This window comes from Kordiimonas gwangyangensis DSM 19435 = JCM 12864 (assembly GCF_000375545.1).
Taxonomy (GTDB): Bacteria; Pseudomonadota; Alphaproteobacteria; order Sphingomonadales; family Kordiimonadaceae; genus Kordiimonas; species Kordiimonas gwangyangensis.
The window spans coordinates 314,175-334,701 of the sequence record NZ_AQXF01000001.1 but is presented as its reverse complement, the minus strand read 5'-3'; the positions used below and the strand labels follow the sequence as shown (position 1 = coordinate 334,701).

At 59.4% G+C, this 20,527-nt stretch carries 17 protein-coding genes; 9 read left to right on the top strand and 8 right to left on the bottom strand.

What is annotated here, in order from left to right:
• Positions 1 to 49: 49 nt before the first annotated feature.
• Positions 50 to 484: an SRPBCC family protein gene (locus B150_RS0101480; protein WP_020398101.1), complete on the bottom strand. Its 435-nt coding sequence runs from the start codon at positions 482 to 484 to the stop codon at positions 50 to 52.
• Positions 481 to 828, bottom strand: coding sequence for an ArsR/SmtB family transcription factor (locus B150_RS0101475; protein WP_020398100.1), 348 nt, complete (start codon positions 826 to 828; stop codon positions 481 to 483). Before B150_RS0101475 ends, B150_RS0101480 begins: the two co-directional genes overlap by 4 nt.
• Before the next feature lie 103 nt (positions 829 to 931).
• Here B150_RS0101475 and B150_RS0101470 point away from each other — a divergent pair, with 103 nt between their 5' ends.
• Entirely contained in the window at positions 932 to 1,363 is a 432-nt protein-coding gene (locus B150_RS0101470; RefSeq protein WP_020398099.1) for a hypothetical protein, read from the top strand.
• 78 nt (positions 1,364 to 1,441) lie between these two features.
• Positions 1,442 to 3,370, top strand: a complete 1,929-nt coding sequence (gene mutL, locus B150_RS0101465) for a DNA mismatch repair endonuclease MutL (protein WP_020398098.1) — start codon at positions 1,442 to 1,444, stop codon at positions 3,368 to 3,370.
• Here the strand turns inward: mutL and B150_RS19260 are convergent.
• Positions 3,367 to 3,888, bottom strand: a complete 522-nt coding sequence (locus B150_RS19260; RefSeq protein WP_020398097.1) for an HPP family protein — start codon at positions 3,886 to 3,888, stop codon at positions 3,367 to 3,369. The two genes, mutL and B150_RS19260, sit on opposite strands and share 4 nt — an antisense overlap.
• A 108-nt stretch (positions 3,889 to 3,996) precedes the next feature.
• Positions 3,997 to 5,160 carry a DUF2891 domain-containing protein gene (locus B150_RS0101455; RefSeq protein WP_020398096.1) on the bottom strand — a complete coding sequence of 388 codons (1,164 nt, stop codon included), beginning with the start codon at positions 5,158 to 5,160 and terminating at the stop codon, positions 3,997 to 3,999.
• Between the two features lie 166 nt (positions 5,161 to 5,326).
• Between B150_RS0101455 and B150_RS19255 the strand changes: the two genes are divergently transcribed.
• On the top strand, positions 5,327 to 5,980 hold the full coding sequence (locus B150_RS19255) for a transglycosylase domain-containing protein (protein ID WP_020398095.1): 654 nt from the start codon (positions 5,327 to 5,329) through the stop codon (positions 5,978 to 5,980).
• 6 nt (positions 5,981 to 5,986) lie between these two features.
• On the opposite strand, the gene B150_RS0101445 is transcribed toward B150_RS19255, so the two are convergent.
• Both B150_RS0101445 and B150_RS0101440 read right to left on the bottom strand, forming a co-directional pair.
• A complete protein-coding gene (locus B150_RS0101445) occupies positions 5,987 to 6,661 on the bottom strand; it encodes a hypothetical protein (protein WP_020398094.1) in 675 nt (224 codons plus the stop codon).
• Between the two features lie 95 nt (positions 6,662 to 6,756).
• On the bottom strand, positions 6,757 to 9,147 hold the full coding sequence (locus B150_RS0101440) for a patatin-like protein (RefSeq protein ID WP_020398093.1): 2,391 nt from the start codon (positions 9,145 to 9,147) through the stop codon (positions 6,757 to 6,759).
• 162 nt (positions 9,148 to 9,309) lie between these two features.
• Between B150_RS0101440 and B150_RS22045 the strand changes: the two genes are divergently transcribed.
• Together B150_RS22045 and B150_RS0101430 are read left to right on the top strand one after the other, a co-directional pair.
• Positions 9,310 to 11,109: a tetratricopeptide repeat protein gene (locus B150_RS22045; protein WP_020398092.1), complete on the top strand. Its 1,800-nt coding sequence runs from the start codon at positions 9,310 to 9,312 to the stop codon at positions 11,107 to 11,109.
• A gap of 293 nt (positions 11,110 to 11,402) precedes the next feature.
• On the top strand, positions 11,403 to 14,390 hold the full coding sequence (locus B150_RS0101430; RefSeq protein WP_020398091.1) for a TonB-dependent receptor domain-containing protein: 2,988 nt from the start codon (positions 11,403 to 11,405) through the stop codon (positions 14,388 to 14,390).
• Positions 14,391 to 14,734: 344 nt separating this feature from the next.
• Here the strand turns inward: B150_RS0101430 and rsmD are convergent, their stop codons facing one another.
• Both rsmD and B150_RS19245 read right to left on the bottom strand, forming a co-directional pair.
• The gene (rsmD, locus tag B150_RS0101425; RefSeq protein ID WP_020398090.1) at positions 14,735 to 15,286 is read right to left on the bottom strand and encodes a 16S rRNA (guanine(966)-N(2))-methyltransferase RsmD; all 552 of its coding nucleotides are present in this window, start codon (positions 15,284 to 15,286) and stop codon (positions 14,735 to 14,737) included.
• On the bottom strand, positions 15,283 to 16,479 hold the full coding sequence (locus tag B150_RS19245) for a pseudouridine synthase (RefSeq protein ID WP_020398089.1): 1,197 nt from the start codon (positions 16,477 to 16,479) through the stop codon (positions 15,283 to 15,285). The genes rsmD and B150_RS19245 overlap by 4 nt, the downstream gene beginning before the upstream one ends.
• 167 nt (positions 16,480 to 16,646) lie before the next feature.
• On the opposite strand from B150_RS19245, the gene B150_RS22040 reads away from it, so the two are divergent.
• Genes B150_RS22040 through B150_RS0101400 form a run of 4 tightly spaced genes read left to right on the top strand, consistent with a single transcriptional unit; the run spans position 16,647 to position 20,507 of the window.
• Positions 16,647 to 18,179 carry a serine hydrolase domain-containing protein gene (locus B150_RS22040; protein ID WP_020398088.1) on the top strand — a complete coding sequence of 511 codons (1,533 nt, stop codon included), beginning with the start codon at positions 16,647 to 16,649 and terminating at the stop codon, positions 18,177 to 18,179.
• Between the two features lie 9 nt (positions 18,180 to 18,188).
• On the top strand, positions 18,189 to 18,641 hold the full coding sequence (locus tag B150_RS0101410; protein ID WP_020398087.1) for a nucleoside deaminase: 453 nt from the start codon (positions 18,189 to 18,191) through the stop codon (positions 18,639 to 18,641).
• A gap of 9 nt (positions 18,642 to 18,650) precedes the next feature.
• Positions 18,651 to 20,054 carry a mechanosensitive ion channel family protein gene (locus B150_RS19235; RefSeq protein WP_020398086.1) on the top strand — a complete coding sequence of 468 codons (1,404 nt, stop codon included), beginning with the start codon at positions 18,651 to 18,653 and terminating at the stop codon, positions 20,052 to 20,054.
• A gap of 33 nt (positions 20,055 to 20,087) precedes the next feature.
• Positions 20,088 to 20,507 (top strand): hypothetical protein, encoded by a 420-nt coding sequence (locus tag B150_RS0101400; RefSeq protein ID WP_020398085.1) that lies wholly within the window; start codon positions 20,088 to 20,090, stop codon positions 20,505 to 20,507.
• Positions 20,508 to 20,527: the final 20 nt, after the last annotated feature.

The window sequence follows — 20,527 nt, the reverse complement described above, 5'->3', positions numbered from 1 at the left end:
ACCCGTTTTTCGGGCATCTTGTGTGCAAAAAGTGCGCGGGATATGCGCATCAGATATGGGGTTCCATCATGGCCAGCATCTTCGTCCAGCCGTTGACCGTCTGGTCGAAATAGTCGGCGTATTTGGCGTCCATGACGTGGGTGAGGGTAAGCTTGCAGCCATCGCCCTCGCGCTCGATTTCAATGGTCACGCGGTCGGGTTTGGGCTCGATCGCGGGCAAGGCAAAATCAAAGACAATGCGGTGCGGGCGTGTGAGCTCGATATAGGTGCCCACATGCTCCCACTCCTTGCCGTCGCGCCGGTCGGTGAAGCGGAAACCGCCACCCACGCGGGCGTCGATCTCATATGCCACCATCTCACCGTCCGGTGTGGCGAACAGCCACTGACGGGCGCTTTCGGGCTTGAGCCACGCGTCATACACACGCTCGGCCGACGCACGGAAATGTTTGCTGACCGTGACGGTCAGGGTCTCAGGCTTGCTCACTTGGTCTCCTTCTCCCGGTCCTCGGCCTCAAGCAGGGCTTCCAGAAGGTCCAGCTTGCCTTCCCAGAAGCGGCGGTAACGTTCCATCCAGGCGTGGGCCTCGGCCATATTCTTTGCATTCAGGCGGCAGTAGTGCGTGCGGCCCTCCACCTTGCGTTCAACAAGCCCGGCCACCTCAAGCTTTTTGATATGCTTCGAGACCGCGGCGAGCGACATGGCATAGGGCTCCGCCAGCGCGCTGACGGTCTTCTCCCCGCTCATGAGGGATGCGAGCATGCCGCGCCGGGTGGGGCAGGCCAGTGCGTGGAAAGTGGCGTCGAGCCGATCTGAATAATGTTTAACCATGTGGTTAAATATAGTCGCGCCAATTCAATAGTCAACCATTTAGTTAAATATAGTCGGCGCATTCCTTGCTTGTGCTTGCGGGCATAAAAAAAGGGCGAGTGATATGAAAATTGAACAATCGGCTGCAATCGCGGCCTTCTCCACCGGTCGCGGCAGCGATGAGGTGAGAGAGAATCGGCAGTTTCAGGCCATCCTCGAGGAATTTGATGCCGGGCAGGGGGCAACATCGTCCCCGAGCGGCGGTATTGCGACGCTTGGCCTCCTGGGCTGGGTGGAATATGAACGCCGCCAGCAGGCAGAGGAAGCCGCCCGAGCTGAAGTGATGGAGCGCTGGGGGCTTGAAAACCTTGAGGATGTCGAAGCGCTTTCGGTGACAGAGCGGAATGCATTTGAGGCCGAAGTGCAGGCGGTGAAGGAAGAGCGGCTTGCGCAGGCGCTCAAGGAAGGCGCGCTTGAGGAGATGCGGGAAAAGGAATCGGTCCTCTACCGCAACACGCCACTGCCGGAGGAAGACGACGGCAACATCGCCTTCTGAACTGTTTTTCCACAGCAAATTATGGCGCATCGCCACGCGCCACTTCCGTGCAGCTTTCAAGCCTGCTAGGGTCCGGCCATGACCAGCCAAAACAGACATGACCTGCCCAAAACTGCGGGCATCATTCGCCTACTGTCGGAACGCACGATCAACCGGATCGCGGCGGGCGAAGTGGTTGAACGGCCCGCAAGTGCGGTCAAGGAACTGGTGGAAAATTCCATCGACGCTGGTTCAGCCCGCGTGGATGTGGTGATGCGCGACGGTGGCCGTGCACTCATTCAGGTGACCGACGACGGCCGCGGCATGGACGCGGACGAACTGTCGCTCGCCGTTGAACGTCACGCCACATCGAAGCTGACGGACGAAGACCTTGTCAACATCGCCTCCCTCGGTTTCCGGGGCGAGGCGCTGGCCTCCATCGGTGCAGTGGCGCGGCTCACGGTCACCTCCCGCGCGCGCGGTTCGGACGAGAGCTGGGCAGTGCGGGTCGAGGCTGGCAAGAAACATGCGGTAGAGCCTGCGGCTTTTGGTGAAGGCACCCGCATTGAAGTGCGGGACCTTTTCTATGCCACGCCGGCGCGGCTCAAATTCATGAAAACCGCGCGCACGGAATATAGCGCAGCGGGTGACGTGATGAAGCGCCTAGCCATGGCGCACCCGGGCATTGCTTTCTCACTCTCGGACGGTGACCGCACCACTTTCCGCGCGCCGCCGGTGGCGAGCCTGACGGGTGATGCGCGGCTTGAGCGTTTGGGTGCCATCCTCGGCCGTGAGTTCCGCGATAATGCGATTGAAATTGATGCCGAGCGTGAAGGTTTGAGGCTGACCGGCTTTGCGGGCCTGCCCACCTATTCGCGCGGCAATGCCATGCAGCAATATCTGTTCGTGAACGGCCGCCCGGTGCGGGACAAGCTGCTGACAGGTGCCGTGCGCGGCGCTTATCAGGACTATCTGGCGCGGGACCGGCACCCGGTGCTGGCGCTATTCCTTGATGTGCCGTCCGAATTTGTTGACGTGAACGTGCACCCCGCGAAAGCCGAGGTGCGTTTCAAGGATGCGGGCCTTGTGCGGGGCTTGATCGTTTCCGCACTTCGTCACGGCCTCAATGCCGCCGGCCACCGCGCGTCCACAACGGTGGCAAGCGCCGCCCTTGGCGCTATCCGCAGTGAGGGCATGAGCAGCCTGCCGTGGGGCCGCCCGCAGGAACGCGCGAGCCTGCCACAAGGTTTCTCGGACGTGATCCGCGACATGTATGCGCCGCCAGAGAGCTATCGTGAAAGCTCAGGCCTACGGGTTTCGGAAGACGCGCAAATGGCGTTTGAGCGCCGCGGCGACATGGCCATGCCGTCTGCCCGCGCGGTGGATGATGCAGCCATGGTGATGCCTGAAGGCCGGGTGTATGAACAGGTGCAACCCGCGCCATCTGAGTATCCGCTCGGCACCGCGCGGGGCCAAGTGCATGCGACGTATATCGTCAGCCAGACAGCAGACGGCATCGTGATCGTGGACCAGCACGCTGCGCACGAGCGGCTCGTTTATGAACGCATGAAAAAACAGATCGCCGCCACAGGCGTCGTGCGGCAGTCGCTGCTGCTGCCTGATGTGGTGGAGCTTGAAGACGGCCCTGCCGAACGGCTGATCGCGCGTGCCGAGGAACTCGCGGGCCTCGGCCTGATCATTGAGCCTTTCGGTGAAGGTGCAGTGATGGTGCGCGAGGTACCGGCCATGCTGGGTAAACTGGACGTGCACGGCCTTGTACGGGACCTGGCCGATGAGCTGACGGAGCTTGATGAAGCCCTTTCGCTGAAGGAACGGCTTGAGGAAGTATGCGGCACCATGGCGTGCCACGGTAGTGTGCGCGCAGGCCGCCGCCTGACAGTCGATGAGATGAACGCGCTGCTGCGCGAGATGGAAGCAACGCCCCATTCCGGCCAATGTAACCACGGCCGCCCCACCTACGTTGAACTCAAACTCTCAGATATCGAAAAACTATTCGGGCGGCGCTAGGCTGCCTCCCGCTCCGGCTTGGTCTCAGTCGTGGGAAGTGGTAGTGGGTAGACGGTGCCGGTCGTGCGGTGCACTGCTTTGGCGACGGCCACCAATATGACCGCCCCCAAGAGCACGGGGGTGAACAGGAAATCGCACGAGGGTGCCGCCAGCATGATCACGATCGGGTCAGCGCCGGCTGGCGGGTGCGTGATGCGCAGCAGCCCCATGGCCGTGATGGCAAGCCCCACACCGATGGCGAGCGCCCACCACTCCCCCGGCAGGAACTGCACAAGAATAAGCGAAATAATGGTCGCGACCACATGACCGCCGATGACGTTTATAGGCTGCGACAGCGGGCTTGATGGTACCGAGAACAATAGCACACAGCTCGCGCCAAAGGGTGCCATCAGTAGCGGGGTTTCCGCCAGTACGGACAGCCCGCCAACAGCCAGAATACCCAGCAGGCCACCAAGGCCTGCGGCCAAAGCGTCGCGTTTTCGGGTGGCGGCCTGATGGCGTGTTAGAAAATGTTTCATCGTGTATCGCTCGTGTGACAATTCGCGATGCGTAGCATCTGCAATTGCTCGCCACAAACGAAATGAATTTTCTAACCTCGTAACAAAAACTGCGGGTGGGGCGTTCGCCTACTCCGCGATACCCCGCTTTGTCGTCAGATATGTCGCGAAGCTGGCCAGCCAGTGGCTGCCGGCATAGTGCGCGTCGCTCACGGCTTTGATGCCGCTGTCCTTGTGGGTGGCTGCGGTGGCGAGAAGGCTGGCGATGCGTGGGTCACTATCCGGTAGCGCGCTTGCGATGCCTTCAAGCGCCCATGCGCGGCTGAGGTTTACACCGTCAAGGTGCACCAGTTTACCGTCCGTCGGGTCATTCACGATAGCGGGTTTGAGCCAGCTTGCCGTGCCGTCCTCAGGGATGCCGGGCAGGAAACCGGTGAGCCAGGCTGCGAAGCCTTCTTCCGTCATCACGCGGCGCATGAGGTCCGCCTCCATCAGGCAGGGAGAGAGGAAATCCTCGCCCGAAGGTTCATAGCCGATGGGGCAGCCCACATCGCCGCCGAAGAAGACGCGGCTGCGGTCGGTCAGCAGCTTTTCGAACGTCTTGTCACCCACGGTGCGGGCATAATCGATCATCTGGCCAAAGGCAAAAGCGCTCTGGTTATGGGTGCCGAGGCGCACGGGGTAGGCAAGCTTCGGCAACCATGCGCTCATCTTCTTCACGATCTCGCCCTCCAGCGGGCGCAGGGTTTCGCGCCATGCCTGATGGTTGGGGTTCTGGCTTTCATGCAGTTCGGCGACAAGCTGCAGGTACCACGCGATGCCGTAGGGGCGCTCAAAGCCCTTGCGGCCTTCGCCCATATAATAGGTGACCTCGCGCTTCAGGTTCTCTTCCGTGAAGCTTTTGGCGAGCGCGGCCTCGCTTGCTTTTGCCATGGGTGACGTGGGGTCCAGCTTCATCAAGCGTACCAGCAGCCAGTGGCCATGCACGCTTGAGTGCCAGTCAAAACAACCGAAGAAGGCGGGGGTCAGTTCACGCGGGGTTTTGGCATCTTTGTCTGAGTTCAGCACATGGCTGATCTTGTTCGGGTATTCCCGGTGCACACATTCAAGCGCCATCTTGGCGAAACGGTCGGTGACCACACCTTCGCGTGCGGCAGGAAGCGGGGCTGCGGGCGATGCGGTTTGCTGTGCTTCTGTCGCGGGTTCCGCCGGTTTCTCAGCCTTCTCCTCACAAGCGGCAAGTGCGGTCATGGCGGCCAGCAGCAGTGGTGCGGCAAACAGGTGTTTTTTCATCCTCAGTCCCCTTCCGTGTTTTGTCTATTTCAGGGAAAAAACTGATCAAGTGCAAGGCTTAATGCCCGCGCGTGCCACAGGCCGCCACCCTTGTGCCCATGCCTTGCCATATTTGCCGCGAACCATGGGTCTTCACTATCAGCCGTATACGATTGGGATTTGGGGCATGGTATTTTTGAAAATGATTGGCAGGGCCACCCTGTTTGTGGTGGCTGCGCTTGTGGTTTATTGGGGCATTCGCGTGTGGCATGCGCGGGACGTGTCCGAGTGGCGCATCGCCGCTATCAACACGGAAGCCGAGGTGGAGCTGGACACCATCCCTGACGCGCGGATCGAGATGCTGCTTGCGGTCGAAGACCCCACCTTCTGGACCAACAGGGGGCTTGATTTCTCAAGCCCCGGTGCGGGCTACACCACCATCAGCCAGGCGCTTGGCAAGCGCGTCTACTTTGAACATTTCACACCCGGTTTCCGCAAGATCGAGCTGATGCTGATGACGCGTTTTGGCATGCACGCCAAGGTCACGCGGCATAATATCCTGAAGGCGTTTTATAATGTCGCCTATCTGGGGCATGACGAGGCAGGGCCGATCATCGGCTTCCACGAAGCTTCCCGCCGCTGGTACGGCAAGGAACTGCGCATGCTGACGACGGACGAATACCTCGGCCTTGTCGGCATGCTCATCGCGCCCGATGCACTCAACCCCGTGAACCATGAGGCAGATAATTTGGAGCGTGTGGCGCGCATCAAACGCATGCTGGCACACGATTGCGAGCCAGACGGCGCTGATGATGTCTGGCTCGAAGGCTGCAAAGCCTAGCGCTGGCTATAGGTTCCAGTCAGACGGGTCCAGCGTGTTGTGGCGCGTGATGGTCGGGCTCGAGCCGTCGGTATCGGGCTTGAGGAGGAAATAGTCCTGCTCATAGATGTCCCAGCGGCAAAGGTCGATCGGTGTCACTTCTGAACAGTTGACGGTGCCCACGATGCCCGCGCGTTCAAGCCCAGCTGCCACAAGCTCTGAGCAGAAGAAGCGCGCGAAGTCTTCCTTGTTATAGAACGGCCCGTTCATGTTGAAGGGCAGGTCGTCAAACTTGTCCGCTGCAGATTTGAGCGCTTGCGGCAGGTCATATTCGGTGCGCGCCTCGGCATGGCCAAAGAGGAAATTATAGAAGGTCTTGTGCGCCTCTTCGTCCGTGCGCAGGTCCTTCCTGATCGGCAGCCACCAGATGGCACCCTGGTATTCGAGCATGCGTTCAGAGAAGCGGGAGATATTCACGCCGGAGAAACCCCGTACCGTGGCGGCTTCGATAATCTGGTTGAAATAGCGCCCGTCCGCAAAGCTGGCGATTTGTGTTTGCAGCACAACGCCCACATGGCTGACCTCTGAGAAGGTCACCATCTTGATGATTTCGGAAAAATGGCCCTTGCCGGAAAAGGCGATCACGTCGCCCGGTTTCATCAGCGGTCGTGCGTCCTCATAGGACATTTCATGCATTGCCATTGGTCTAGCCCCCCGTTGCTGCATGCTTGAAGTATGGTCGCGCGGGAGTTTAGCGCGCACACGCGCATGTGTATAGATACCCGTATCGCGTGAGATTAGTCAGCGAAGCGCTTGAGCAAGCTTTCAACAAGCTCGCCCTGCCGTTCGACATGTTTGGCTTCGGTCTCAAGCACCGCGCGGTAAAGGCGGCGGCGGAAGTCCTCAAGGTCAAAGTCGTCTGGCAGTGCGTCTGGTCCAGCGGCATCGAGCACAAAGTCTGTCATGCGCTTGGCGGCATGCAGGCGGCCCCAGATATAGTCATTCTCGCGCGCGGCGCGGGAGAAGAAGGCGCCGAAATTATAAAGCTGCGTGCCCATCAGCACGTTGTCGAGCGGGTCAATGTGCATGGCGGTGCAGTCGATGGGGCTGATGCGCGCGACGCGGATTTCATCCATCTCCAGCAGGTCTGCGCTCGCGCTCATGGGTAGGGTCAGCACGTCATAGAAGGCATAACCTACATAGGCGCGGAATATGGTGGAGCGCAGTTCCGAATGCGGTAGTTCAGAGAGGATGCTCGCCAGTGTCTCATCAAGCGCGAAATCCAGATCCTCAAGCTTGATGGTGCGCGCCGCTTCGTTGAGGAAAGTCTCGATCCCAGCGTCCGACAGGCGGGTGTCCTCTTCCTTGCAGGTAAAGATCGCCGGGTCATAGGTTTCTATCATCCAGCATGCGCGGAAGGCCTCTAGTCGTTCGTAAATCTGTTTCTTGATGCGTTTGACCGGCTCCACAAGCGGGGCGCTGTTGGGTTGTTGCATCAGGCGGTTAAGCTTGAGGATAACAAAGCGCAGGCGTCTGATGCGGTAGTCGACATCCAGTTCGCGCAGGCGTTTCACGTGGTGCTGGAAACCGCGTTCCGGCACGATATCCACCACGCCGCCTTCGGGGCACAGCATGCCCTTGACCTCAGCCCAGTGGCGGAGGGCATCAAAGGTGTCGCTTTCGCTGAGGGACGTGCCGCAGCGCGCTGCGCCGTCTACCATCAACTGCGCGAGGCGTTCAATGAGCCGCACGGTTTTGGCCTGCATGTAGGATGCGTAGGCAAAGCCGGTGTGTTTGTGCGCCAGTTCGTGCGCACGTTCACGCCACGAGGCCAGCATGGCCACCTCAACGTCGCGATCGGGCTCAAGCGTCAGGGCACTATCGACGATGCGGTTCACCTCAGCCTCGGCGGATTGCACGGTGGCCTCGAACCGGCGCGCTTTTTTGTTCTGCAAGTCGATGGCGCGGAGGTCCTCGTAAATCGGTTCCGTGCGCGGGATTTCGGCAAGCGACGACAAGATGGTGCGGAAGAAGCCGGGGATCTCCGCATGCCTGCTTTTTTCGCGCACAAAATCCGGGTCGTCGGGGGTTGGGTCCACATAAATGATGCGGCGGTCAACCTCGCGGTGGGCCGGGCGTTCGTAAACTGCTTTGATCGCGGACGCGAAAGGTTTGTTGTTGGTGACACCGCCGTCAATGAAACACATCTCCCTGAGTGTGTCTTCATCGGCCACAAGGGCGGGGAAGTTTTTGGCGAGGAACAGGTCCCGCTTCGCCCAGTTCTGCCGCCGGGCCTTCAGTCTGTCTTCAAGGTCATGCAGACGCAGCGGCGGGAACGCGCCCGGGAAGCTGGATGTCGCGCGGGCGGCAAAGCCAAGGCCGGCGAGGTTGTCGTCAGAAAACTCACTCATGGTCAGGCCACCCGGCGCCTGCCGGTAGCTGAAGTTGAGGGTGACACCGTGCTGGTGCTCCAGCACCTCCCGTGGGTCATGCAGTTTAACACGGCGTGGCTGGCCGAAAAAGTTGGTCAGGCTTACGAACAGGTCCAGCTTGTGGCCGGGCGGCATCAGGGTCTCGTCACCGGATACGCGCCCCATATTCTCTACGGCATTCAGCATCCATGTCAGCATGCGGGTGCCGGAGAAGGGCGGCTGGAACCAGCGCGACCGCACAAAGCGGAACAGCTTGCGCTGGGTTTCCTCATTGGGATTGGCGGCGCCAAAGGCGCGGCGGCCAAACATCCACAGGAAGGGGTAAAGGTAAAACTTGCTCCAGCGGTCAGCGATGGTGTCGTCTTCCATCAGTTCCTCGACGTCGCCTAAGTTGAGCCACATGGTGCGCAAGGGATCGAAATCCAGATCATGCGCCAGCGCGCGGGCAAGAAAGATACCGTTGATACCGCCAGCGCTCGCGCCCGAGATCACATCTACAATCACACGCAGGTCCAGCTTGTGACCAACGGCCTGCAGCAGCTCGAAATAAAGCTTCTCGGTATCGGTGATATAGGGGCGCTCGGGGGCGGCGGATGCGAAGGTAGCTTCGCTGCGCGCGGCACGATCGACGATGCTATGGTAAGCGCGGGAGGCGCGCACAAGCTTCAGGATCTCGGCGGAGATGCCGTTCATGTAGATGGCGAGCGATGCACCGCCATAACAGACAAGCGCCAGCCTGAGTTCCTTTTCGCGCATAAGCCTTCCCTGATTTGCCTGCGTGGTTAAGCGCCTGAATAGCTTACAGTTTTATAGCGAAAAGCCAATGGGGCATTTGTGCACACCCTTATGCCGCCTAAACCGATGATAGGCTACCCGCGGTTGTCTGCGAACGCTAGGATACAGGCAAGGGGATGATGAGTGGACGTGAATGCACAAATTGCCAATGGCCTGGCCGCACTGCGGCGCCGGGATCTGAAGCGGGCGGAGGCCAGCTTTCAGCAAGTGCTTTTGCACGCACCCCAGCAGGCCCAAGCCCTGCACTTTATGGGCGCGGTGCGGCAGCTTGAGGGGAAGCACGGCGAGGCGGAGCAATTCTTCCGCCACGCGACCGATGCTGCGCCCACGGACGCCGGTGCGCACAACAGTCTGGGTAGTCTGCTTTCAACCCTTGGCCGGAACAAAGAAGCGCTAGCGAGTTTTGATGCGGCGCTCAAGGCTGATCCCACGCTCAAACAGGCGCGGTCAAACCGCGCGCTGGTGCTGCAGCGGCTGGGTCGGCATGCGGAAGCGCTGGAGGAACTGCAAGGGGTGACGCCCGTGACAGCCAGTGTGCTCAATTCACGTGGTCTGTCGCTCAAGGAATGTGGCCGTTTGGCTGAAGCTGAGAAGGCTTTCGGTGATGCAGTCGCGATACAGCCCGACCATTTCCGTGCACGACACAACCTCGGCAATCTGTTGTGTACTGATGGCCGCGCCCGTGAAGCGATCCCGCACTACAGGGAAGCCGTTCGTTTGGCGCCCAAAGTGGCAGACCTGCGCTTTGCGTTTGCGACAGCGCTTTATGATGTGGGGGATATGGCGGGTGCAGACCAGGAGTTCCGCACGGCAATTGCGCTGAAGCCTGACCATACCGATGCCCACGAAGCCCTGAACCGGCTCTACTGGCAGCACGGCAAGCGCGACCTTCACGGCAAATCTTATCAGGTGGCCTTGAAAGCCGCGCCCATGTCCGCGCCGCTCTATGCCGCCTTTGCCCGCACGCTTGAGATGGCGGGGCGCAATACTGATGCCCTTGCCGTGGTGGAGGAGGGGCTGCGCATGCTTGCACCAACCCCGGAACTGGTGCACCGCCGCGCGCGGTTGCGCATGGTCGCGGGCGATGAGCAGGGTGGCCTCGCGGACTATGCAGCCGCAATAAAATTGGCGGGTGATGGTGCTGCCACCATTAGCCTTGACCGCGCCAAGGCCCTCACACGGTTGGGGCGTTACGGTGAAGCGCTCGAAGATCTGGCGCGGGCGGAAGCTGCGCTGCCGTATGATCAGGAGCTCTGGGCTTATCGCGGCCTTTGCTGGCGGCTGCTGGGTGACGCGCGCGAGGCGTGGCTCAATAACTATGATGCGTTCGTACAGCCTTGCCTGATTGACGTGCCCGTTGGGTACAGCAACCGGGAGGCATTCCTCCAGGAGCTCCGGGATGTGCTACTCGCACTCCACGACAAAAGTGCACAGCCGATTGACCAGAGCCTTCGCGGTGGCACCCAGACCAACGGTGCGCTACTGAACCGCAAAGAGCCAGTAATCGCGGCGCTGCGTGCATCACTCTCCCGCGCGGTGGAGCGCTATATAGCCGCCTTGCCGGATGACCCGACACACCCATTCTTGTCGCGCAAATCTGATGGTTTTACCTTCAGCGGCTCATGGTCTGTGTTGTTGCGCGGGGACGGGTTCCACGTGAATCATGTGCACCCCAAGGGCTGGATCAGCTCAGCCTTTTATGTCGGCGTGCCGGATACGACCGGTGGTACCCCGCATGCCGGTGCCATCAAGTTTGGGGAAAGCGGCGCAGGCCTTGGACCTGACCGTGAAACAGTTGCGCGACGAATCCAGCCACAGGCCGGAATGCTGGTACTGTTCCCGAGCTATATGTGGCATGGCACCGAGGCCTTTACCGGGCCCGCCATTCGCATAACCACACCTTTTGATGTGCTGCCAGCCTGAAAATTACCCGCAAGGTTGAATCAGATTACCGATTGTTGCGTTCGTCATAAACGGGTTAGGCGTCTCGTTCATCGGCTCGTCGCTGGTTTATGGCTTAAAGTAATAAACCATAGTAATAGCATAAACTAAAAGTATTAATTACTAGGTTAGTTTCATGTGTTATTAATGACACACGTTATGAATACATAAATCTTAAACAATTACTTACTATTGATTGCGGTTTTTTAAATAGAAATCGGCGGGTACTTCTGATGCACCTCCCCTCGGGGAGTATCAAATCAGGAGGAAAGATAGTGAAAAACTTGTCCAAAAATGCTCGTCGGGCACAGCTTCTGGGTGGCACTGCAGCTGCTCTGGCGTTGGCTCTGTCGGGTGCTGCGGCTGCACAGGATGCAGCGGCTGACGAGACGCTGGAAGAGGTCGTCGTAACCGGCTCCCGCATCGTCTCCCCAGACATTTCGTCCGTATCCCCGGTTCACGTGATCGGTGGCGAATATATTCGTCAGTCGGGTGCGACGAACGTACAGGAAATCCTGCTCGAGAGCCCGCAGTTCGGTGTTCCGGGCCTGAGCCGTTCCAACTCTGCGTTCCTGACCTCCGGTACGGGTGCTGCAACGGTTGACCTTCGCGACCTCGGTTCCGACCGTACGCTCGTACTCTTCAACGGCCGCCGCGTTGTTGCGGGCCGTCCGGGTACGGCCACGGTTGACCTTAACGTGATCCCGACGCAGTTCATCGAACGCGTTGACGTGCTGACCGGTGGTGCTTCCTCCCTCTATGGTTCTGACGCTGTTGCCGGCGTTGTGAACTTTATCTTCAAGAAAGACTTTGAAGGTATCGAAGCAAGCGCCCAGTACGGCATCACCGAAGAAGGTGACGACGAGCAGATTCAGGCCAACATCACCGCTGGTGGCAACTTCGCCGACGGCAAAGGTAACATGATGTTCCACCTGGGTTACTCTGACCAGCAGGGTGTACTGTCGCGTGAGCGTGATAACACCATGCTTGACGATTTCGACCTGTTCCGCCTGACCGGTGATCCGGCTGACTTTGGTACGCCGTCCGAGCCGTTCCTCTCCAGCTTCCCGACGCAAGGCCGTTTCTCGACCGGTTCCGGCAAGACCTGGACCTATGGCCAGAATGGTGAACTGCGTCCGTGCTTCAGCACAAACGGCGGTACCGCACCGGCTTCCTGTGGCGAATTCGCGGGCGAGCAGATCGGCCCAGACGGCTTCAACCGTCAGAACTACCGCACGATCGCTGTGCCGGTTGAGCGTTTCCTCTTCGCGACCCGCGGTCACTATGAACTGGCGGACAACGTTACGTTCTTCGCTGAAGGTACCTACGCCAACACCCGTTCCTCGCGCGAAATCGAGCCGTTTGCACTGAGCTCAGAAGATATCCACCCGGCAACTGGTGGCCTCGTGAATATCGAGCGCATGGTTGACGGCGTGATGATGGTGAACCCGTTTGTTCCGGACGCGATTGTTGCTGACGCAGTTGACAGCGACGGCGACGGCTTCCGCGACATCAGCTTCGCACGCCGCCTGCTTGAGTTCGGTACCCGTAACGGTTCCGTCAACCGCGACTTCTTCCGTTTCGCAGTTGGCTTCGAAGGCACTGTGCTTGACGACAAATTCAACTGGGATGTGAGCTACGTATATGGCCGCACCACGGAATCGCAGCAGTCGAACGGCCAGGTTAACGTTCTGAACTTCGCCAGCGCTCTCGCTGGCATCCGGGACGTGAACGACGCCAACAACAACGGCTCCACGACCGACGTAATCTGTGCCAGCGCTGATGCCCGTGCACAGGGTTGTGTGCCGATCAACGTTTTCGGCAACGGTGCGATCACGCCAGAAGCGATTGCCTATATCGCAGCTGACCAGACGCTGGAGACCCGCATCACACAACAGGTGATCAACGCGAACATCTCCGGTGCGATCCTTGACCTGCCGGCTGGTCCGCTTGGTCTCGCTATCGGCGGTGAATACCGCAAAGAGTCGAGCTCGGCCAACAACGATGCACTGACGAACGCTGGTCTCAACGCTGGTAACGCTATCCCGGATACCCGTGGTGACTTCGATGTTAAAGAGCTTTATGCAGAGCTTAACATCCCGATCCTTGCTGACCTTCCGTTTGCCGAAAGCATGAACCTGCGCGGTGCAGGCCGTATCTCCGACTACTCCACGGTTGGTTCGGTATACACCTACTCCGTAGGCCTTGACTGGTCGCCGATCGAAGACATCAAGTTCCGTGCGACCTACGCTCGTTCGGTCCGTGCTCCGAACATCGGTGAACTGTTCACCGGTCCGTCCCAGACCTTCCCGTCTGGCCTGACCGATCCGTGTGCCGGTATCGGTGCGACGGGTGGTGGCGCAACGGGTGACAACTGCCGTGCGGATGCGGGCGTTGCAGCGAACATCGCTGCGAACGGTGTCTTCACGATCAACCAGTCTGACATCCAAGGCATCAGCGGCTTCAACAGCGGTAATCCGGATCTCTTCGAAGAGACTTCCGACAGTTACACGGTTGGTGTTGTGATCACGCCGAACAGCGTCGACTTCCTGCGCAACTTCACGATCACGGCTGACTACTTCCGTATCAAGATTGAAGATGCGATTGTTGCACCGCCGCGTCAGTTCATCCTCGACCAGTGTTACGGTCAGGGCGAACAGTCCTTCTGTGATCTGATCACCCGTCGTGCACAAGCGACCGCCACGAACAGCGTCGGCTCGATCGACCTGATCAACGCGCCGAGCGTGAACGCAGGTCTGCGCTTCACCGAAGGTCTCGACATCACGGTTCGTCACTCCACGAACCTCTTTGCCGGTACCCTGAACTCCCGCGTTGTCTACACCAACTACTTCAAAGGTTATGACATCCCGGTTCCGGGTGCAGACCGCGATCCGTTTGTTGGCGAAATCGGCGATCCGAAGCACCGCTTCACCGCCAACGTAACCTACTCGCAAGACGCGTTTGATGTTGGCCTGACCGGTACTTACCTCGGTAAGTCCTACGAAGACGACCAGTTCCTGGCAGCCTTCGGCCTCGGTCCGAAAGACATCTCGGTTGGTGCAGAGGTTTACCTCGACCTTAACGCGACTTACCGCGTGGGTGAGCACGTAGAACTGTTCGGCGGTATCGACAACCTGCTCGATAACAAAGCGCCGAACCTGCTCTCGGGCACGACCTTCAACGTAACCGGCACGGATACGGCAGCAGACGTCTATGACGTGTTTGGTCGCCGCTTCTTCGTTGGCGCACGTGTGAAGTTCTAATCACCGATCAAATCGGGAACGGTCGTCCGCGACCGTTCCAACTTCTCAAAGCCCTGGCCTTGGCCGGGGCTTTTCTTTTGGGCTAATCCAAAGGGGTTGGGTTGTAAAAGTGATATAAAAAACGGGCATGCACTTTAGGTGCATGCCCGAAGGTTGAGGTTGTTCCGTCATTCGGTAAACCGAAGACAGTGAACGAGAATGTGCGCCGAGGCAGCCGACCGGAAATGGACACGACAGGTAACAAGCGGCCCCGGCATGAGCCACCCTCCAGATTGGGCGAGGGCGTCTCACCCTTCATATACGTTTGCGGGATAGGTGACCCTTCGGCGAAAGGGTCAGCCCGGTCAGGACTGCATCAGGAAGACGACCCGTTGCTGGCCCTGTGAGCGCTCGTCAACAAGGGTCAGGTTTTCCGGAAACTCGGTTTTGTCGTCTGTCGCCAGCTCGCATACGATCACGCCGTCTTCTGCAAGCCAGCCACCGGCGAGGATTGCGTCAAGCGTCGGCCGCACGAGACCCATGCGGTAAGGCGGGTCCATGAAAATGACGTCGCAGCGCTCCCGCGCGTGCGGCAGCTTGCTGGCGTCAGCGGGCAGTATGGTCACTTCATCCGCGGCGCCCAAGGTCGCGATATTGCCTTTGAGGCATTCGAGCGATGCACGCGCTTTTTCGGCAAAGGTTACCTGCGCCGCGCCGCGGGACAGGGCTTCAAGCCCCAGTGCGCCGGTGCCGGCAAAAAGGTCAGCCACCACAGCGCCCTGCATGTCAGGGTAGCGGCTGTGCATCAGCATGGAGAAAAGGCGTTCACGCATGCGGTCCGTCGTGGGGCGGATATCCATCCCCTTCGGCACGTCAAGCCGCCGACCCTTGAACCGCCCGGCGATGATGCGTGTCATTTCTTCGGCCCTTTAGGCCCCTGCGGGCGACCGGCGGGCCTGCCGCGGCCAGCGCCTTCCGGGCGATTGTTTGCAGGCCGACCGGTTGGGCGACCCGCTGGGCGCGCGGGTTTGCCGGACGAAGCTTTACGTGCATCGGGTGTGCGGGTTTCCGATGTGCGGCCTGCTCCTGCGCGGCCTTCTGGGCGTCCTTCAGTGCGGCCAGTCGGTTTGCGTCCTTCGGTGCTGCGGCTGTCACGACCACGGCCATCGGTAGGCTTGCCGCCGCGCGGTGTGCTTGTGCGGTCGGCACTTGCGCCGCGGCGTGCCGTGCGTGCCGGCGCTTTGCCCGCATCCTCATCCCGGTCGCGCGGTTTGCGCTTGCCACCAAGCTTCACCTTCTTGGGTGCCTTGGCCTTGGCCCATTTGCTGGGGTCTCGTTTTTTCTCAGGGGCCGCGACAGAGCGTGTGCCATCCTTGAAGAAATCAGCCAGCACTTCATAGAGCTGTTTTTCAGGTACAAGCGCCACGGCACCGTCGTTCAGCGTACCGAGCGAGAAGGGGCCGTAATGTGTGCGTATAAGCCGGTTCACCACAAGGCCCAGATGTTCCATCACGCGACGAACTTCGCGGTTCTTGCCTTCGCGGATCGCAACCGTCAGCCACGCGTTGGTGCCTTGCACCTTCTCAAGCTTGGCGTCGATGCTGCCATAGTGGGTGCCGTCAATTGTCAGGCCGTCTTCCAGTTTCTTGAGCGCGGTTTCATCCACACGACCATGCACGCGTACACGGTAGCGGCGCAGCACGGCATTGGCGGGAAGTTCCAGGTAACGCGCGAGTTCACCATCGTTGGTGAGCAGCAGCAGCCCTTCAGTGTTCATGTCAAGGCGGCCAACCGCAATCACGCGGCCCACATGGTTCGGCAACTGGTCAAAGACCGTGCGGCGGCCTTCAGGGTCCTTGTGTGTGGTCAGCGTGCCGCGGCGTTTATGCATGCGCCAAAGCTTGGTTTCAGCGACATCGCCAATGGCTTCGCCGTCAACGGTGATGCCCTGCAGGCTTTCCACAAGCACCGCCGGTGTCTCAAGCTTTTTGCCGTCGAGCCATACGCGGCCTTCGGTGATCATGCGCTCCACATCGCGGCGCGAACCCACGCCCGCGCGGGCAAGTGCCTTCGCGATACGTTCGCCTTTTTGTTCCTGATCGTTGCTCATGACCGCTAGCTTTCCTTGTTTCGGCGCACAATAGGCGCATGGCCCTAGCCGCGCAACTGAAACCACCAAGGAGGCAATTAATCCTTGACCTCACACCCATCTACTACAATTGTAGCAGGACCCTGCGTTAGACGGGGACTAAATGCTACGACACGAGGATACAGATTATGACGCATTTGCTATTGCGTCGCGGCGCTTTTGCGCTCGCGGCGGCTATGACCTTCACCCATATTTCAGTCGCATCGGACGACTTCACCAAACCGCTTGACGCCTTTATGGACGCGCAGGACGAAAGCCCTCTCGCGCCGCCAAGCTATAGCCTTGTGGTCGCGAATGGGGAGAAGGTGCTCTACTCCCGCCTCAAGGGTGAACGCGTCTTGGGCTCGGGTGACGCCCTTACCATGGATCACCGGCTGTATATCGCCTCCGTCAGCAAAAGCTTCACGGGACTTCTGGCAGCCAAACTTGATGCAGACGGTGTGCTGTCCCTTGATGCGACGCTGAAGGACGAGTGGCCGAGCCTTGATTTGCCAGCACCCATAGACGCATCCAAAATCACCATGCGTATGTTGCTGTCGCATAATTTCGGTTTTGAGTGCGATCCGCTTGTGGTGCGCACGGCTTATTTGGGCGATACGCCGGTTGCCGACTATGAAGCAATTCTGGAACAGCATTCGGTGCCGATAGAGCCGGGCTTTTCCTATGACAACCTTGGCTACCTCATCTACGCCGCGGTGCTGGAGCGCAAGACCGGCCGCAGCTGGCAAAGCTGGCTCGCGAGTGATATCCACATGCCGCTCGGTCTTTCAACGGCAACCAATGTGCCAAGTGAAATCCCTGAGGGTGAAATAGCACTCGGCTACCACTATAGCCCGCTTGATAAAGCTGGCTGGGCCGAAGCGCCCGCGAAGGCAGACGACCTTGTGCACCCGGCGGGCGGGCACTTTATCTCCAGTGCGGATGCGGTGCGGTGGTTGCAGGCCAACATGACCCACGCGGTGCTTGAGGGCGAGATTTATGAGGTAGCGCAAACAGCCTACGCCAAACGCGAACCGGCTAAAAAATATGCTGATATGAGCTGCGACGGCTATGGCCTTGGCTGGCAAAACTGTGACTATGCGGGGCACCGGGTTTTCTATCATGGCGGCACCTATGACGGCATGATGATCTTCATGATGTTCCTGCCCGATGACAATCTGGCCGTGGCTTCCATCAACCGTGCCCGCGCATTTGGCTGGACTTACGGCTGGAACGCAAGCCAACAGGCAATCGACTATGTGCTCGGTCTTGCGGACGCTGACAAGAACGCCGAACGCCGGCTTGACGGCAGGGTCGCGAGCCATGTGCGTTATGCGCAGTTCCGCGCTCGTATCCGCGAAGATGCCCTGCATGATGCCGCCCGCCCTGAGGCTGCCGCGCTACGGGCCGCACTGCCGGGGCAATACAGCTCCCCCGCATATGGGGCTGCCACGGTGTGTGACGCGGACGGCAAGCTGGTGTTTAAAGCCGGGCGTTTCAGCGCCGAACTGCTCGCTGGCACAGGGGGCAAAGGCTATATGCTGGAGCGCGCCTATGGCGAGCCGTCGAAGGTGGAGATGACCCTCGCGTCCGACAGCAAGGTCACCTTCAAATGGGAAGGTGGCACTTTTGAACGCACAGGCGATGCAGCATGTCTTGGCGAAAAGGAACAATCGCGCTAACACTCATGCATGATTGATGAATTTCCGCATATGCACCGGGCGCTTGATGAAGCCCGTAAAGCCGCCGCGCGTGGTGAGGTACCTATTGGTGCTGTCATTACCGGGCCGGACGGTGCGGTGCTCGCGGCCGCTGGAAACAGCGTTGTGGGGCCCCATGACCCCACCGGGCACGCGGAACTGATCGCGATCAGGGAAGCCGCGCGCAAGTTCGGTTCCGAGCGGCTTGAGGGCTGCGATATTTACGTAACCCTCGAGCCGTGCGCCATGTGCGCACAGGCGATTGCCTTTGCCCGGCTTCGGCGGCTTTACTTTGGAGCGGAAGATAGCAAGGGTGGCGGCGTGACCGTTGGCGCCCGTATTTTCAGCCAAAGCACCACGCACCACAGGCCGGAAATCTATGGTGGCATCTGTGAAGCAGAAGCCGCACAATTGCTTAGAGACTTTTTCCGCAAGCGACGCTAAGCTACTCATATGGAAGAGGAACTTCAGGCGAAACTGCTGGCTTTCGGGAATGAGGTCTGGGTCTGGCTTCAAGCCAACCTGCTTGCGCCTCTCCGGCTTATTGAGCTTGGCATTGTCATCGTCGCCTATTTTGCGTCGCGCTTCGCGTGCTCCAAAATCCTCAAAGGCCTTCTGAAGGCATTTGGCGACAAGCCGTTTATCCGCAAATTCAGTGACCGTTTCCTGCTGTCGATTCTGTCGACCGCGATGACGATCATGCTGGTGTGGACCGCTATGCTGATTGTGGAGCCACTTCTTGGCCGGCCCTATATCCTCTCGATCGCGACAAGCCTGTTTTCCGCATGGCTGGTGATCCGCCTTGCGGTCAGTATCATCGCGAACCGGGAGTTGGCGCGGCTGATTGCGGGCATCGCCTGGACGCTTGCGGCCCTTAACATAATCGGCCTTCTGGACCCGATCCTGACCGTGCTTGAGGGCGCACACCTGCCGCTGGGCGATTCGTCGGTCAGTGTGCTGGATGTCTTCCAGGGCATTGTTACCTTCGGGGTGCTTCTGTGGGCTGCGCTCGCGATCTCGAGCCTGATGGAGAAGCAGATTGTCAATTTCTCCACCCTGCCGCCGAGCGCGCGGGTGCTGGTGACCAAATCTGGTAAGATTCTTCTGGTATCCATCGCGTTCCTCACCGCCCTCAACGCCACGGGCATTGACCTCACCGCCCTGGCGGTCTTCGGTGGTGCGCTTGGTGTTGGTATCGGTTTTGGTCTCCAGAAGGTGGTGGGGAATTTTATCTCCGGCATTATCCTCCTCATGGACCGGTCTATCAAACCCGGTGACGTGATCGAGACACAGGGCACTTACGGTACCATCAACCGCCTTGCCGCGCGCTACACCAGCGTCATCACCCGCGACGGGACGGAGTTCCTGATCCCGAACGAGGATATGATCACCCAGCCCGTGATCAACTGGTCGCACAGCCACCGGCTGGTGCGCCGCCGCATTCCGGTGCAGGTGTCTTATGAAAGTGATATCCGCCGCGCGATGGAACTGATGGTGGAGGCCGCGGGTGAGGAGAGCAGGGTACTGTCGAGCCCGGAGCCGCGCACACTGCTCAAGAATTTTGGTGCAGATGGTGTAGACCTTGAGCTGCGCATGTGGATCGAGGACCCGCAAAACGGGGTCTCCAACATCGCGAGCGACGTGATGCTGCATATCTGGGACAAGTTCCACGAAGAGGGCATCGAATTCCCGTACCCGCAACGGGTTGTCCACTTCAAGACAGACGGACCGCTACCGAAAATCGCGGTCGTGCCACCAAACTATGAGGAAGGTGAGCTGGAAACTGACGAGGCCATTTTGGCTGAGGCAGAAGCCGGTAAAGCCGAAAAAACCGATGGGGAAAACAAGGCAGATTAATTGACGTTCTAACGCTTGCAGGGGGAGGAACCAATGAGCATTGGACGGTTTATCTTAAGTGTTGTTGTTGCTTTCGTCATCTATGCCGCCCTTTACATAGGGCTAATGGGTGTGGTGTTCGCGGATATCTATACCGCCAATGCCGCGATGATGCGCTCGCCAGAGGAAGGCTTGGCCCTTTTTGAGATGCTGGGCCATCTACTGCAAACCATCATTGTCGTTGCGCTATTCAATATGGCTGTTGGCTCAAATGATGTGAAAGCCGGGGCGCGTTTCGGGCTCCTTGTCGGCGGCTATCTCGCCGCGACTGACCTGTCCATGTATACTGGACTTACACTGAATACTTCGCCGCTACCTTATTCGGTCGTGATCCACATGTTCGTGGGTGCCGTGATCGGCATGGTGCTGGCCAAACTCTACAAACCCGCAGGGGGCGGGCCAGAAGAGGCATAAAAATTCAGGACAGCGAGGCC